Genomic DNA, 15,802 nt, shown 5'->3' with positions numbered 1-15,802 from the left:
CGGTAAGGCACTGATTGGCTAACGATGGGGAGAGTGCTGCAATCGTGGCGCTCTCCCCATTGTGTTTATCGGCCCGCCATTTCATAGCCGTGGGTGAATGGACCAGGATCGCCTCGTACCCCTCCTGATCGGCCTGCTACTCGCTGCCTGGATGCTGGCGGCGGCCTGGGCCGTGCTTACCGCGCGCAGCCGCCAGAAGCGCGCGGAAGGCCAGCTTCGCTCGGCCCGCAGGCTCGGCCGCATGGTCGAGGAATCGCCCGCGCTGCCGCTGCTCGTGCGCTCGGACGGGCGAATCGAGGCCAGTCCGCGCCTCGCGCAGTGGCTGGGGCTGGACGGGGTGCCGCAGTTCCTGTCCGAACTCGACACCGGCGAACTTGGGGGCGAACGCGGCCTGCCCACCGCAAAGCTGGAAGAACTGACCGAGGCGGTGCGCCGCACCCAGAAAACCGCCGCGCCGTTCCGCATGGTGCTGACGCCGCGCGGCTCGACCCGCTCGCTGGCGCTGCGTGGGCATCTGGCCGATCCTCAGATATCGCCCGGCGGGGCTGCGATGGTCTGGGTCTTCGACTTTTCCGACAGCGAGACCGAACTTACCCGTCTGCGCGACGAAGCCTCGCGGGCGCGGGGGGATTTCACCGCGCTCGTCTCGCTGATCGAGGCGGCGCCGATGCCCATGTGGTTCCGCCGTCCGGACGGCGAACTGCAACTGGTGAACTCGGCCTATGTCGCCGCCGTCGGCGGGGACAGCGCGAAGGCCGTGGTCGCCAGCGGCACCGAACTGATCGAGAGTGCGGACGGCCTGACGCCTGCCCAGGTGGCGCGCGCCGCCGCCGACAAGGGGGCGCCGATCCAGCGCATCGTCTCGACTACGATCAACGGCCAGCGCCGGGCGATGCGGGTCAGCGACCTGCCGCTCGGCGAGGACGGGGTGGCGGGCTATGCCGTCGATATCGAGGACCTTGAGGAAATGTCGCGCTCGTTCCGCGCGTTCCGCGAGGCGCAGCGCGGGCTGCTCGACCAGCTTTCGGCGGGCGTCGCCCAGTTCGATGCGAAGAAGCGCCTGACGTTCGCCAACCAGCCGTTCCAGCGTCTGTTCAAGTTCTCGACCGCCGCCATGCAGGACCTGCCTGCCTTCGAGCGCCTGCTCGATGCCGCGCGCGATGCCGGTCGCGTGCCCGAGGCGCGGGACTTCCCGGCCTGGCGGCGCGAGAAGGCGGCGTGGTTCGCCAGCGGCGAGGCTAGCGAGGAAGCCTGGACCCTGGCGGACGGCACGCACCTGCGCATCGTCGCCCAGCCGGTGCCGGACGGCGGCCTGATGCTGATCGCCGAGGATCGCACCGAGCAGCTGCGCCTCTCCGCCGTGCGTGACACCCTGCTGCGTACGCGAACGGCGACGTTCGACAGCCTGTTCGAATCGATAGCGGTCTTCGCGCCGGACGGTCGTTTGCAGATCTGGAACCGCCGTTTCGCCGCCGACTGGGGGCTGGACAGCGACTTCCTCGACACCCATCCGCACATGCAGGACCTGCTCAAGAAGATCGCGCCGCGCCTTAAGCACCCGGTCGAGGCGGACATGGTCGGCGGCGTGGTGCGCACCGCCACGCTCGACCGCGCGCAGAAGGGCGGCCGTATCGCGCTGGCCGATGGCCGCATGCTGGAATTCGCAGGGGTGCCGCTGCCGGACGGCAACGGGCTGCTGGCGGTGCTCGACATCACCGATTCGCAGAAGGCCGAGGCGGCCCTGCGCGAAAGCAATGCCGCGCTGATCGAGGCGGATACGATCAAGACGCGCTTCCTCGCCAAGATGAGCTACGAATTGCGCACGCCGCTGACCTCGATCGGCGGCTTTGCGGAACTGCTGGAAGCGGGCGTCGGCGGTGACCTCTCCGAGAGCGGGCACGACTATGTCGGCGCGATCCTTACCTCGGTGGAACAGCTTGGCGATCATATCGACAGCCTGCTGGACCTCTCGCAGAGCGAGGCGGGGCTGCTGCCGCTCAAGAAGGAAGAGATCGATCCGATGCCCTTCGTGCGCTCGGTGGTCGAGGAACGCGCCGCGCGGCTGCAGAAGGCGGGCCTCGTGCTCGATCTTCAGGCCAGCGGCCTGCTGCGCCCGATCTCCGGCGACCGCAAGCGGCTGGCGCGCGCGCTCGGCCATCTCGTCGACAATGCCATTGCCGCCTCGCCGCGGGGCGAGCACATCCTCGTGCAGCTTGGCCGCCGCAGGTCGGGCGAGGGGGAGTGGCTCCAGATTCTCGTGCAGGATCAGGGCGCGGGCATGGATAGTCGCAGCGTCGCCCTCGCGCTCGACGGCATGAAGACCAGCGCCGACGGCAAGTCGGTGGAGCGCAGCCAGGGCCTCGGCCTGCCGCTCGCGCGCCAGCTTGTCGAGGCCCATGGCGGCGCGCTGCGCCTCGTTTCCGAGCCCGGCAAGGGCACCAGCGCTCTGGTGGAGCTTCCGTGAAGATTGCATTGCCCGATCTCGCCGCGATGGAGCGCTTCGGCCGCGCCATCGCCGACCGATTGCGCCCCGACGACGTGGTGGCCCTGACCGGCGGCCTCGGCGCGGGCAAGACCACGCTCGCCCGCGCGATCATCGCTGGGCTGGGGCACGAGGGCGAAGTACCGTCGCCCAGCTTCGCGATCATCGAAGTCTACGATCCGCCACTTTCCGGCGCGCCGGGCGTGCGCCTGCCGCTGGTCCATGCCGACTTCTACCGCCTCAAGGACCCCTCGGAAGCCGACGAGATCGGTCTCGACGATTACCGGCAGGGTGCCGCGCTGCTAGCCGAGTGGCCCGATCATGCCGGAGGCTTCGCGCATGAGCCGGGCTGCCTTTCAATTACGCTGGAAGTTGCGGATGAGGGGCGGATCGCCATTGTCGAGCCGGGCACCGATTGGTTAGGGCGGGAACCGAAATGAGCACGAATCTTCCCGCCGATCTCGAACCCTTCCTTGCCCAGGCCGGCTGGGCGGGTGCCCATGTCGAACCGCTTGCGGGCGACGCCTCGTTCCGCCGCTACTTCCGCGTGACCCGCGCGGATGGCGAGACGGCGATGCTGATGGACGCGCCGCCGCCCAATGAGGACCCGACGCCGTTCCTGCGCGCCGCGCGCTGGCTCGATGCCAACGGGCTGCGGGCGCCGCGTATCCTGTCGGACTGGGCGGAGCGCGGCTTCGTGCTCATCGAGGACTTCGGCCATGCGCGCATGCGCGACTATCTCGACCAGTGGCCGGACGACGAATCGGCTGTCTACAAGGGCGCGGTGGACGTTCTGGCGCAGCTGCGCGAACTGCCGCCGGGGCCTTTCCTCGACTATTCGATGAGCGAATACCAGCGCGAGGTCCGCCTCTTCGTCGACTGGTACTGCGCCGCGCAGAACCTGCGGGTGGACACCGCAGGTTTCGTCGCCGCCTGGGAAACCGTGCTCAGCGGCCTGCTCCCGCGCCAGCGCCCCGGCGTGACCGTGCTGCGCGACTATCATGCCGAGAACATCATGCTGCTCGGCGCGCTGGAAAAGCAGGGCCTGCTCGACTTCCAGGACGCGCTGATCGGCCACCCGGCCTACGATCTGGTCTCGCTGCTTCAGGACGCCCGCCGCGACGTCTCGCCCGAACTGGAAGCGGAGATGTTCGACCACTACCTCCAGATCACCGGCGTCGATCCCGAGACGTTCCTGGCCGACTATGCCCGCCTCGGCGCGCAGCGGAACACCAAGATCATCGGCATTTTCGTGCGCCTCTGGCGGCGTGACGGCAAGCCGCGCTATCTCGACCTGATCCCGCGCGTCTGGGCCATGCTGGAGCGCGACCTCGCCCATCCGGCGCTGGAGCCGGTGGCACGCTGGTTCGATGCCAATATCCCCGCCCATCTGCGCGACGCCAACGGCGGGAGCTACGCCGTATGAGCGGGGCCGTGAACGGGGTGAAGCTGGCCAGCGACACGGCCATGGTGCTCTCCGCCGGTCTCGGCAAGCGCATGCGCCCGCTCACCGCCACGCAGCCCAAGCCGCTGGTGCGGGTGGCGGGCAAGTCGCTGATCGACCACGCGCTCGACAAGCTCGACGCGGCGGGGGTCGAGAAGGCGGTGGTCAATGTCCACTATCTGGCCGATGCGCTGGAGGGGCACTTCAAGGCGCGCCGCAAGGGGCCGCACGTCACCGTTTCGGACGAGCGCGCGCAGCTGCTTGAAACCGGCGGCGGCATGGTCAAGGCGGCGCCGTTGCTGCCCGAGACCTTCTTCTGCCTCAACAGCGACAATATCTGGCTCGATGGTCCGGAGGACGTGTTCCACGAACTCTCGCGCGCCTGGGACGAGGAGCGGATGGACGCGCTGCTGCTGCTGGTCTCGCACCCGCGCGCGATGAACTATCGCGGCGAGGGGGACTTCCACCTCGACCCGGTGGGCCGCATCTCGCGTCGCAAGCCGGGCCGGGTTGCGCCGTTCATCTATTCGGGCATCCAGATCGTGTCGAAGCGGCTGCTCCGTGACGCGCCGGAAGGGCCGTTTTCCACGAACGTGCTGTGGAATCGCGCCATCGAGGAAGGCCGCGTCTTCGGCATTTCCCATACCGGCCTGTGGTTCGAAGTCGGCGAGCCGGGCGCCATCAAGCCGACCGAGGAATGGCTGACCCGTGCCTGAAAAAGGCGGGCCCAAAGTCTATTCCATTGCTGCGCACCGTGGTTTTGCCGACGCCCTCGTGGCAGGGCTGGTGCCGCGCTATTCCGAAGGCGAACTCGGCCTCGCCCGGCTGACCCTGCTGCTGCCGAGCCGCCGAGCGGTCCGCACCGTCACCGAGGCTTTCGTGCGCCATTCGGGCACGACCGACAGGCCCGGCATGTTGCTGCCGCGCATGGTCGTGGTCGGCGATCTCGATCTTGACGAGACGCTCGGGCCGCTGCTCGATCCGCTCGGCGCCGCCGACATTCCGCCCGCCGCCGATGCGACCCGGCGCTGGCTGCGGCTCGCCCATTACTTGCGCGAAGTCGAGGGCGCCGAGGCCGGGAAGGGCGCGGCCCTGCTGCGCCGCGCCTGGGAACTGGGCCGCACGATGGACCGCTTGCTGGTCGAAGGCATCGCCCCGCTCGACCTGATGAGCGAGCGGGTGATCGGCATCGTCGGCGACCTTGCCGGGCACTGGACCGACAATACCCGCACGTTCCTCAAGGTGCAGCAATACTGGATCGCGGAACTCGCCGAACGCGGCGAGATCGACGCGCCGGAGCGCCGCAACCGTCTGTTCGAACATGCCGCCGAGGAATGGCGCGCCGCACCGCCAGCCTATCCCGTGGTCGCGGCAGGCGTGACCAGCGCTTCGCCCGCGCTGGCGAAATTGCTGCGCGTGGTCAGCGAATTGCCGGGCGGCTCGGTGGTCCTGCCGGACTTCGATCTGGCGCTCCCTGGCGAGGTGTGGGACGAACTCGGCATTGCCGGAAAGCCCGAGAACCCGGAGGAGCCGCCGTTCGGCCGGGGCGACGCGGTGACGCATCCGCAGTACCATCTCAAGCTGCTGCTGAACCGGATGGGCATCGCCCGCGAGGAAGTCTCGCCCTGGCATCGCTCCGGCTATGGCGCCTCGCCTGCCGAGCGCAGCACGGTGATCTCAAACCTGTTCCTGCCGCCGCGCGCTTCGGCGGCATGGGTCGGCCTGCCTGCCGAGAAGCGCCGCCTTTCCGGCGTGCGGCTGATGGAAAGCACCCATCCGGAGCAGGAAGCGCAGGCCATCGCCGTGCTGATCCGCGAGGCGCTGGAAGTGCCCGAGCGCCGCGTCGCGCTCATCACCCCGGATCGCGGGCTGGCGGGCCGCGTGGTCGCGCACCTGACGCGCTGGGGGATCGAGGCGGACGACACGGCAGGCCGCCCTCTGGCGCAGACGGCGGCGGGGCGGCTCCTGCTGCTGCTGGCCGAAGTCTTGGCCGAGCAGGCCGCGCCGGTGCCGCTGATCGCGCTGCTGGTCCACCCGCTGGCAGGCGGCGGAGAAGGCCGCGCGCGCTGGCTGGAATCCGCCCGCAAGCTCGATCTAGCCTTGCGCGGGCCGCGTCCCGGCGCGGGGCTGTCGGCGCTGGCCGATCTCGCGGAGCAGGCAAAGCTGGGCGAGTGGTGGGGCGAAGTCGAGGCGGTGCTGGCGCCGCTCTTCGCGCTTCAGGAAGGCCAGCCGCTGGAAGCGATGCTCGGTACGCTGGTCGATGCCGCCGAAGCGCTTTGCGGGGAGGCGATCTGGGCGCAGGCCGATGGCCGTAGCCTCAGCATGATGGTCGAGGAACTGCGCGCGGCGGCAGGCTCGGCGGGCACGCTGTTCGACCCGCGCGAGCTTCACGCCATGCTGCGCGATGCGATGGACCGCGTCTCCGTGCGCCCGCCCTGGGGCGGCCATCCGCGCGTCTCGATCTACGGCCTGCTCGAAGCGCGGATGAGCCGTGCCGATCTCGTGATCTGCGGCGGTCTCGTCGAGGGCGTCTGGCCTGCCTCGCCTTCGCAGGATGCGCTGCTGCCGCCTGCGGTGCTGCGCGCGCTGGGCGTGCCGGGGGCGGACTTCCGCATCGGTCTTGCCGCGCATGACCTTGCCGCTGCGCTCGGCGCGCCGGAAGTCGTGCTGAGCTGGGCCTTGCGCGATGCGGGCGGTCCGGTGATCCCTTCGCGCTTCGTGCTGCGCATCAAGGCGCTGCTCGGCGACGAAGTGAAGCGCCATATCGAGAGCGAGGCCCTGCGTCTGGCGCGCATGCTTGACGACGCGCCGCCGGTCGCAGGCCATCCGCGCCCGCAGCCCATGCCCTCGGCGGAGCAGCGCCGCGTCGATCTGGCCGTGACCGGGCTGGACCGCCTGCGCGGCGATCCTTACGAATTCTATGCCAATGCCGTGCTGCGCCTGCGCAAGCTCGACGCGCTCGATGCCGAGCCGAGCGCCGCGTGGAAGGGCGAAGTCGCGCACAAGATCCTGGAGGACTGGCACAAGGCGGGCGAGCCGGTGGACGGCCTCCATGCCATCGCGCAGGCGGTGCTGATCGAGAAGAACGCCCATCCGCTGATGCGCGCGCTCTGGTGGCCGCGTCTTTCCGCCGCGCTCGATACCTTCCGCGACCTCGTGCTCGCGCACAAGACGGCGGGCCGCAAGGTCGTCGCCAGCGAGGCCTGGGGCGACATGCGCTACCGCGACATCCGCATCCACGGCCGCGCCGACCGCATCGACCGGCTGCCCGACGGTTCGCTGGCGGTGGTCGACTACAAGACCGGCTCGCCGCCCACGCCGCGCCGGGTGGAGGAAGGCTTCGCGCTGCAACTCGGCCTCATCGCGCTGATCGCGCAGGCGGGCGGTTTCAAGGATATGCAGGACCGCGAGATCGCGGGCGAGGCCAGCGAATTCGAATACTGGTCGATGGCCAAGGACAAGAACCGCATCGGCTATGCGACGACGCCGCTCAAGGTCGGCAAGCGCCGCTCCGGGATCGAGCCGGACGACTTCCTGCCCGAGACCGAGCGCTATCTGAACGACGCGCTCGACCGCTGGATTCTCGGCACCGAGCCGTTCACCGCGCGGCTCAATCCCGAACTCGGTTCTTATGCGGACTATGACCAGCTGATGCGTCTCGACGAATGGATCACCTCGCTTGGCGCCAGAGAACAAGCGGGCGGCGAACGGGCGGGCGGGGAGGACGAAGCATGAGCGGTCCCGCCGTCGTCCATCCGCTGTACGGCAACCAGATGCTGGCGGTGAATCCGCGCGATACCGTGTGGCTCTCGGCCTCGGCGGGGACCGGCAAGACGCAGGTGCTCTCCTCGCGCGTGCTGCGCCTGCTGTTGCAGGAAGGCGTCGAGCCTTCGCAGGTATTGTGCCTTACTTTCACCAAGGCAGGCGCGACGGAAATGGCCGCGCGCATCAACGGCACGCTGGCCGAATGGGTGCGTCTGGAAGAGACGCAGCTGTTCCTGCGCCTCGAAGCCATCGGCGCGCCGACCGATCCCGCGACGATGGACCGCGCCCGCACGCTGTTCGCCGCCGTGCTCGACAGTCCGGGCGGCGGCCTGCGCATCGACACGATCCACGCCTTCTCGCAGTGGCTGCTGGCGACTTTCCCGCTCGAAGCGCAGCTCGTGCCCGGCACCCGGCCGATGGAGGACCGCGAACGCGCGCTGCTGGCGCGGCAGGTGCTCGCGGATCTGCTGGTCGCCGCCGAGACCGATGCTTTCGACGGCCCGCAACTGCTCGGCGCCATCGCCCAGCTTTCGCTTCGCCACGGACCGGACTCGGTCGTCGATTTCCTGCTGCGCTGTGCCGGTGCGCGCGAGGCGTGGTTCGGGCCCGGCTCGTGGCAGGCGGGCGATATCCGCAGCCATGTGCTGCGCCTGCTCGGCCTTCCCGCCGAGGCGGACGACGAACTGCTCGCGGAAATGTGCGGGGACGATGCCTTCGACGTGCGTTCGCTGCGCAAGTGCTGCGAAGTGCTGGCCGAGTGGAACACCGCCACCGCGCACAAGGCCACCGACGTTCTGGTGCCGTGGCTGACCTGGAGTGCGGCGAAGCGCGCCGAGGGGATCGACGATCTCCATGCCGCGCTCTTCACCAAGGACGACAGCGTCCGCAGCCTCAACCACCTCTCCAAGCGCGATCCCGACTACGAAGGCTATGCCTTGCGCGTCGGCGAGAGCCTTGCGCGAATCCGTGAGACCAAAGCGCTGCTGGGGCTGGCGGACAGGCTGGTGCCCGCCTTGCGCCTCGGCCGCGCTTTCGCGCTTGCCTGGGACGAGGCGAAGCAGCGCGAGGGGCTGATCGACTTCGACGACCAGATCCGCCGCGCCGCCGACCTGCTGCGCGGTCAGGCTTCCGCCGACTGGATCCGTTACAAGCTCGACCGCCGCTTCGATCACATCCTCGTCGACGAGGCGCAGGACACCAACGCCGCGCAGTGGGACATCGTCTTCGCCATGGCCGAGGAATTCTGGGCGGGAGAGGGGCAGCGCGAAGGCCATCCCCAAAGCCTCTTGCGCACCCTCTTCGTGGTGGGCGACTACAAGCAGGCGATCTTCCGTTTCCAGGGCACCAGCCCCGAGAACTTCCGCCGCGCCGCCGACCGCGTGCGCGCCCGGATGCAGGACGCCGCCGAAAACGCCGAAATGCTGCGCAGCGAAGTGGCCGCGCGCCCGCTGGTTGAATTGGGGCTGGACCGCAGCTTCCGCACCGCGCAGCCGGTGCTCGATTTCGTCGACGAGGCCATCGCCGGGATCGGCCATGCCCGCTTCGGCCTCGACCGGCCTGCCGAGCGCCATGTCGGGCAGGAACGCCCCGGCTATGTCGCCTTGTGGAAGCCGGTCTCCGAACAGATCGGCGAGGACGACGACGAGCCGCTCGAAGACGGCGACGACAATGACGGCCAGCAGCCCAACTGGCTCTCCCGCCCCGACCGCCAGATGGCCGAGCGCATCGCCCAGCAGGTGCGCGAATGGCTCGATCCCTCGGGGCCGGGGTTCACGCTCAGCAAGGGCAGGCAGCGCCGCGCAGGTGCGGGCGACATCATGGTGCTGGTGCGCCAGCGCAAGGAACTCGCCGGGCTGATCGTCGCGCGGCTTCATGCGGCGGGGGTTCCGGTGGCGGGCGTCGACCGCCTGCGCCTCGGCGCGCCGCTGGCGGTGAAGGACCTGATCGCGGCGCTGCGCTTTGCAGTGCAGCCGCTCGACGATCTCAACCTCGCCGCGCTGCTGGTCTCGCCGCTGGTGGGCTGGAGCCAGGAGCAATTGTTGCGCTTCGGCTACCGCGACAAAAACCGGCGCCTCTGGGAGCATCTGCGCACCCAGTCCGGACCGGAGATCGGCGCGGCGCTGGCGCAGCTCATCGACCTGCTGGGGCGCGCGGACTTCACGCCGCCGCAGGACATGCTGCACTGGCTGCTGGTCGGCCCGTGGCAGGGGCGGCGCAAGCTGGTGGCGCGGCTCGGCAGCGAGGCGAACGATCCGATCGACGAACTGGTCAACGCCGCGCAGGCCTATGTCGCCACCGATACGCCGAGCCTGGCGGGCTTCCTCGCCTGGTTCGACGCAGGCGACGGCGAGCTGAAGCGCGAGGCGGATGCCGCATCGGGTCTCGTCCGGGTGATGACGGTCCATGGCTCGAAGGGGCTTCAGGCGCCGATCGTCATTCTTGCCGACGCCACCGGCAATCCGGAAGCCGCGCGCGACCGGGGCTTCGATCTCGCCGATCCGCGCGAGGAACGCCGCAAAGTGCCGCTGCCGCCGCTGTCGAAGGATGAGAAAGTCGGCCGCATCGCCGCGCAGATCGCCGCCAACCGCGAGGGCGACGAGCAGGAGCACTGGCGCCTGCTCTACGTCGCCATGACCCGCGCCGAGGAAGCGCTGTTCGTCGGCGGCGCGCTCGGGCGGCGCGACCGGGATGGCCCGGCGGAAAAGAGCTGGTACGCCAGTTTGCGCGCGCTGTTCCCGGCGGAGGCCGACGTCGAGGACGCGATCTGGGGCACGCGCTGCGAGAACGGCCCGGTGCCCGCGCCGCTGCCTGCCGAAGTGCGCTCGGTCGAACTGCCGTTCCGCGAGCCGCTGCCGCGCTGGCTGGAGCGCGCGCCGCCCGCCGAACCGCGCCCGCCGCGCCCGCTCGCGCCCTCGGCGCTGGGCGAGGACGATGCCCCCGATCCGCCGTTCCCGCCGGGCGCCGGGCGCGATGCCCTGCGGCGCGGCACGCTCGTCCACAAGCTGCTCGAACGCCTGCCGCAAGTCGCGGCGGACTTGCGCGAGGAAGCAGGCTGGCAATGGCTCGCCCGCAATGCCGCCGACCTGCCGGAGGACGCGCGCGAGGCCATGCTGGCCAGCGCGATGGCGGTGCTGGGCAATCCCGCATGGGCGGAACTGTTCGGCCCGGACAGCCTGGCCGAAGTGCCGGTGGCGGCGGTCGTCGGCGGGCAGGTGGTGGCGGGCACGATCGACCGTCTGGTGGTGGAGCCGGAGCGCGTGCGCCTGGTCGACTACAAGACCGCGCGCCGTCCGCCCGAGCGTCTGGAACAGGTGCCGCGCGGTGTGCTGCGCCAGATGGGCGCCTATGCCGCCGCGCTGGAAGTGGCGTTTCCGGGCCGCGCGGTGGAAGTGGCGCTGCTCTACACCACGGTACCGCGCCTGATCGCGGTGCCCGCCGAAGTGCTGGCTGCTCACAAGCCGGACTTTTCCCCGGCCCAGTAAACCTATGCCGAGGCAGGCGTTGCCTCCGGGCAATTCGTCCCTAGATTGCGTTCAACCGAGATACCCGAGGAGTTTCAATTCATGGCGACTATCGCTGTTACCGACGCCAGCTTCGAAGCGGACGTTCTGAAGTCCGACAAGCCGGTGCTTGTCGATTTCTGGGCCGACTGGTGCGGCCCCTGCAAGATGATCGGCCCGGCTCTGGAAGAGATCAGCGAAGAGCTGTCCGACCAGGTCACCATCGCCAAGATGGACATCATGGCCAACACCGGCATTCCCGCCGAGATCGGCGTGAAGTCGATCCCGCTGATGGTGCTGTTCAAGGACGGCAAGCCGGTCGCCCAGAAGCTCGGCGCCGCGCCCAAGAGCGCGCTGAAGGGCTGGATCGAAGGCGAACTCTGACGCTTCGTTTTTCCGCTTTCGGGCTGGAAATGAAAAACCCCTTCCGCCGCGAGGCGGGAGGGGTTTTGCTTTTTCAGAGCGGCTGGAGCAGTCCGGGTACAGATTTTTTGGGGTAGCAAAGGCGGCGGGCCGAACTTAGCCCGGATGGGTATGAACATGCCGGTGAACGACAGTCTCTGGGGGCTTACCGAAAAGGAGAAGCAGACCCTTCGCCTGATCGTGCGCGGCCACGATGCCAAGTCGACTGCGCGGTCTCTGGATCTTTCCGTGCATACGATCAACGAGCGCCTGCGCGAGGCACGGCGCAAGATGGCGGTGTCGAGCAGCCGCGAGGCGGCGCGCCTCCTGCTGGATGCGGAAGGCGAAGACCGGCAGGCTTCGTCCACCAATTCCTTGGAGGACACGGAAATCGGGGAAGACGCGGCCCCGCTGAAAGGGGATTCGACAGGAGCGCCGATCGTCGGTGCGGGGCGAGCACAGGGCCGCCCCCGGATCCTTACCGGAGTATTGCTCATGTCGATTGCCCTTGGTCTTGTCGCGCTGGCCGCCCTCTCGCAAGTCACGCCGACATCTCCCTCCGCGCCGACCTCTTCGGACGAGTCTGCCGGTTCGGAAGTGCAGCAGGTTGCTCGCGGATGGCTGACTCTGATCGATCAGGGCCGTTGGGAGGAGAGCTACAAGGAAACCGGCTCGGCCTTCCGGAAGCTGAATAGCTTGCAGGTCTGGGCCGCGACCAACGATAAAGTGCGCGTACCGCTGGGACCGGTGGTTTCGCGGACATTTCTCCGTCAGGAGAACCTTCCCGCGCCGCCTTACGGCTATGAAGTGGTGAAATTCCGCACCAGTTTCGCCAACAAGGCCGACGCCGTGGAGACGGTCTCGCTCTCGCGCGAAAACGGCAACTGGCGCGTCGCGGGCGTTACGATCGAATAGGTCCCGCGCAGACAGAAGCCGGGATAACAGAAACAGTCACTTGCGGGCGGGATTTGTTTCGAATTATCGCAGCGGCATGCGTAACTATTGCCAGCATTGTGGAGCGGCTCTCGGAGAGGGCGCGCGTTTCTGTCAGGACTGTGGTCAGGCCGTGACGGCGGAGGTTCCGCAGGAGACGCCGCCCGCACCTCCGGTGCACGATTCGGCGACGCCGCGCGCTTCGTTTGTGGCTCGCAACAAGGTGCCGCTGATTGCGGGCGCCGGGGTGCTGGCGCTGGCTATCGTCGGCGGGCTCTGGCTGGGGCGGGAAACCACCGGCCCGTCCATCGCCACCGAAGCGCCGGTTGCCGATGAAACGGCGGTGCCGGACACGCCGAAATCGCTCGACTATCATGTCGCGGTCGAGAGCGATCTGCGCGATGCGCCGAGCGAGGACGGATCGCAGGTCGTCGGCCGGATCGAGCGCGGGCAGGCGGTGCGCGGCGTGCTCGTCGACGGCACGCAGGGCGGTCGCTGGCTGAAGCTCGACGAGGGCGGGGCCTATGTGAACCTCGTCAATCTGTCGTCGAACGCGCCGCCGCGCCTCGCCGAAATCGACGGCAGCGACCGCGTGACCACCGCGCCCTGTTCGATCCGCGAATCCGAAGCGGCGGGGGCGAAGGAGAAGGGGGAAGTCGCGGCTGGGTCGCCGGTGCGGATCGTCGGCATTACCGCGAAGGGCGCCGTCGAACTGGCACTGCCGGGCGGAGGCGTCGGCTATGCGGCGAAGGACGCCTGCCCGACCCAGCCTTCAACCGCCAAGTGGGCGGCGGCGAACGGGCTGATTGAATTCGAGCCGAGCAGCTGCGAATTCGGGGCGGAACTGGCCCCCTACTTCGAGAAAGCCTCGAAGCTCTGGCCGACGACGGATGACGAGTCCGCCGAGGAATATATCTATCCCGTCAACAAGACGTTCCGGGGGCTCAAGGTGAGCTACGTGGTGAGCGGCTACGAATGGCACGGGGTGGCCTTCGTCGATTCTCCTGCCCGCGTGGAAGCGGTGTTCCGCAAGCTGGGCTTCCGTCTCGACAAGGACGGCAGCTTCCTCGTTTCCGACGATACCCCGGTGTCCTCGTCGATTTCGGCGACGCAGGAGGACAAGCAGATGCGCGGAAAGAGCCAGCTGATCTGCGGCATCTGACGTGAAATCGGCGGGTTAAAGGCCCGCTTCCGTGCTCCGGTGATAGCTCTGGGCCGCTTCGGCATCCTGGATGTCGTAAGTGAACCAGGCGGCCTCGCCGTGATCGAAGACCTGCACGAGGCCTTCGCCGACGCGGGCCTCGTAGAAAGTCGCGGACAAGCGGTCGTAGCCTTTCACGCTCGTCCCGTCGATTTCGAACGAGATGTGGCTGGCGTTGCCTGCATCGAGGATTTCGGGGAGATTGCCGCCGAACTTCGCGACGAGATCGCCGTCGAAGCCCTGCAAGGCGTTTCCACGGGCTTCGGCGGCGATGCGCCGGTCCGCCTTTGCGGCATGGTCGTAGAGACCGGCGACTTTCTTGCCGGTGACGAAAGCGAAGGCGGCTGCGGCGACAAGGGCGCGGGTATGGGCTTGCATGACGCTACTTGGCACCGGGAGGCGCGGGAGATCAAGCCGTTATGCGACCGGGCGGCAGGCAGGGCGGCGCGCGTTTTCCTACATCGCGCCGGTCTGCCATCATCGCCGGGTGCGATATCTTTCGAAACTTTTTGGCGAAACCACCTCCTGTCGCGGGGAGGCGCAAGGTGGCGGTTTTTTCCTCTCAGGACCGTGTCAACTGTGTCAACCTGAGTGTCACCTTGTGCGGAAAGCGTCAGTCCTCCAGCGCGGAGAGGCGCGCGGCAAGGTCTTCGAACAGCGCCGGCGAGGCGGCCCCGATCAGCCCCTTGCGGTCGATTTCGTCGACCCGATAGGTGCTGCCGTCGGGGCGGGCGCACTTACCGCCCGCTTCGTTGAGAAAGAGGGCGCCTGCCGCGTGATCCCAGGGCAGGGTGCGCTCGAACACCGCCACGTCGTTCTGGCCAAGCGCGAGGCGGGGGTATTGCTCGGCGGCGCAGCGGGGGATGTCGACCATGCGATAGTGCGGGGCGACTTCGCTGCGCAGGCGTTCGCGGCGGGCTTCCTCGGTGAAGATCAGCGAGATCGCGGCGACGGGCGGCGTTTCTCCGGTGGCGCGGGCGGTGAGGCGCTCGCCGTCCACCCAGGCGCCGCCGTTCAGCGCGGCGCGGCAGAAGCGGCCGGTCAGGCAGTCGAGAATCCAGCCGCCCAGCGTCTCGCCCTTGTCGGCCAGCGCGATCAGCATGCCGAAGGGGGGCTTGCCCGAGGCGAAGTTGTTGGTGCCGTCGAGCGGGTCGACGATCCAGCAGAGATGGTCCTTGAGCTTCAGCAGCTCGTTCTCGTCGGCGAAAGTGGCTTCCTCACCGACGACAGCGGCCTCGGGGAGCAGGGCGGTGAGGCGTTCGGTGAGGATCGCCTCGCTCTCGCGGTCGGCCACGGTGACGACGTCGTTCACCGCCTTGCTGACGATCTGTTCGCTCGACAGCGACTGGTAGTGCGGCAGGATCACATCGCGAGAGACCTCGCGCATGATCGTTTCGACTGCGGCGTTGAGCGAAGGGGTGATCATGCGGGAGGCTTTCGTATGGAGGATCACGTGAGCGGGATCATGACCTGCTGGGCATAGCCCTTGCGCTCACGGATGCGGGCATACCATTCGGCCACGGCGGGGAACTCGGGCTTTTCGAAAGGCAGGCTGAACCAGGTATAGGCATAGACGCCCATGGGGATGTCGCCCACGCCGAACTCTCCGCCGGAGAGCCAGGGCTTCTCGCCGAGATAGCGCTCCAGCACGGCGAGGTGGGCGGCGCAGGCTTTCACGTCGCGCTCAATGGCGGGCATGTCCCACTCGCTCTGCGGGGTGCGGGCCATCGAAAGGAAGGGCAGGCGCTGGGCGTCTGCGTAAGTGATCTGCCAGTCCATCCAGCGGTCGGCCAGCGCCCGGTCGATGGGATCGCGCTGGAACCAGCGCTCGCCGCCGTATTCGGCCGCCATGTAGCGCAGGATCGCGTTCGATTCCCAGAGGACGAGCTTGCCGTCCTCGATCATCGGAACCAGCCGGTTCGGGTTCTTGGCGAGGTATTCCTCGGTATAGCCGAACTTCCCGCCGATATCGTGGCGGACGTAGTTCAGCCCGAGTTCCTCGGCGAACCAGGCGACCTTCTTGACGTTGTGGGAGTTGAGGCGCCCCCAGATGGTGAACTGCGGACTGGCCATCG

12 protein-coding genes are annotated in these 15,802 nt (G+C 68.4%); 9 read left to right on the top strand and 3 right to left on the bottom strand.

Annotated elements, in window-relative coordinates; all coding sequences use genetic code 11:
• Window positions 1–97: 97 nt before the first annotated feature.
• The 9 genes from AC4D6D_RS12930 (at window position 98) to AC4D6D_RS12890 (ending at window position 13,688) form a co-directional block, all read left to right on the top strand.
• Complete coding sequence (locus tag AC4D6D_RS12930) at window positions 98–2,464, top strand: sensor histidine kinase (protein ID WP_491325624.1); 2,367 nt, start codon at window positions 98–100, stop codon at window positions 2,462–2,464.
• On the top strand, window positions 2,461–2,922 hold the full coding sequence (gene tsaE, locus AC4D6D_RS12925; protein ID WP_491325623.1) for a tRNA (adenosine(37)-N6)-threonylcarbamoyltransferase complex ATPase subunit type 1 TsaE: 462 nt from the start codon (window positions 2,461–2,463) through the stop codon (window positions 2,920–2,922). The genes AC4D6D_RS12930 and tsaE overlap by 4 nt, the downstream gene beginning before the upstream one ends.
• The gene (locus tag AC4D6D_RS12920) at window positions 2,919–3,908 is read left to right on the top strand and encodes an aminoglycoside phosphotransferase family protein (RefSeq protein ID WP_491325622.1); all 990 of its coding nucleotides are present in this window, start codon (window positions 2,919–2,921) and stop codon (window positions 3,906–3,908) included. The genes tsaE and AC4D6D_RS12920 overlap by 4 nt, the downstream gene beginning before the upstream one ends.
• A complete protein-coding gene (locus AC4D6D_RS12915; RefSeq protein ID WP_491325621.1) occupies window positions 3,905–4,642 on the top strand; it encodes a nucleotidyltransferase family protein in 738 nt (245 codons plus the stop codon). Before AC4D6D_RS12920 ends, AC4D6D_RS12915 begins: the two co-directional genes overlap by 4 nt.
• The gene (gene addB, locus AC4D6D_RS12910) at window positions 4,635–7,661 is read left to right on the top strand and encodes a double-strand break repair protein AddB (RefSeq protein WP_491325620.1); all 3,027 of its coding nucleotides are present in this window, start codon (window positions 4,635–4,637) and stop codon (window positions 7,659–7,661) included. The genes AC4D6D_RS12915 and addB overlap by 8 nt, the downstream gene beginning before the upstream one ends.
• Complete coding sequence (addA, locus tag AC4D6D_RS12905; RefSeq protein ID WP_491325619.1) at window positions 7,658–11,173, top strand: double-strand break repair helicase AddA; 3,516 nt, start codon at window positions 7,658–7,660, stop codon at window positions 11,171–11,173. The genes addB and addA overlap by 4 nt, the downstream gene beginning before the upstream one ends.
• A gap of 81 nt (window positions 11,174–11,254) precedes the next feature.
• Window positions 11,255–11,575, top strand: coding sequence for a thioredoxin (gene trxA / locus AC4D6D_RS12900; protein ID WP_147215623.1), 321 nt, complete (start codon window positions 11,255–11,257; stop codon window positions 11,573–11,575).
• A 150-nt stretch (window positions 11,576–11,725) separates the two neighbouring features.
• Window positions 11,726–12,508, top strand: a complete 783-nt coding sequence (locus AC4D6D_RS12895) for a DUF4019 domain-containing protein (protein ID WP_491327246.1) — start codon at window positions 11,726–11,728, stop codon at window positions 12,506–12,508.
• 76 nt (window positions 12,509–12,584) lie between these two features.
• The gene (locus tag AC4D6D_RS12890) at window positions 12,585–13,688 is read left to right on the top strand and encodes a zinc-ribbon domain-containing protein (RefSeq protein WP_491325618.1); all 1,104 of its coding nucleotides are present in this window, start codon (window positions 12,585–12,587) and stop codon (window positions 13,686–13,688) included.
• Window positions 13,689–13,703: 15 nt separating this feature from the next.
• Here AC4D6D_RS12890 and AC4D6D_RS12885 read toward each other — a convergent pair whose 3' ends face one another.
• From AC4D6D_RS12885 to AC4D6D_RS12875, 3 genes are all read right to left on the bottom strand, one after another.
• On the bottom strand, window positions 13,704–14,105 hold the full coding sequence (locus tag AC4D6D_RS12885; protein ID WP_491325617.1) for a hypothetical protein: 402 nt from the start codon (window positions 14,103–14,105) through the stop codon (window positions 13,704–13,706).
• A gap of 235 nt (window positions 14,106–14,340) precedes the next feature.
• Window positions 14,341–15,153 (bottom strand): inositol monophosphatase family protein, encoded by an 813-nt coding sequence (locus AC4D6D_RS12880; RefSeq protein ID WP_491325616.1) that lies wholly within the window; start codon window positions 15,151–15,153, stop codon window positions 14,341–14,343.
• Between the two features lie 23 nt (window positions 15,154–15,176).
• Window positions 15,177–15,800 carry a glutathione S-transferase family protein gene (locus AC4D6D_RS12875; protein ID WP_491325615.1) on the bottom strand — a complete coding sequence of 208 codons (624 nt, stop codon included), beginning with the start codon at window positions 15,798–15,800 and terminating at the stop codon, window positions 15,177–15,179.
• Window positions 15,801–15,802: the final 2 nt, after the last annotated feature.

The sequence above is a fragment of the Novosphingobium sp. BF6 genome (genome assembly GCF_058273105.1).
The sequence above is the reverse complement of the archived record's forward strand: the minus strand, read 5'-3'. Positions and strand labels throughout refer to the sequence as shown.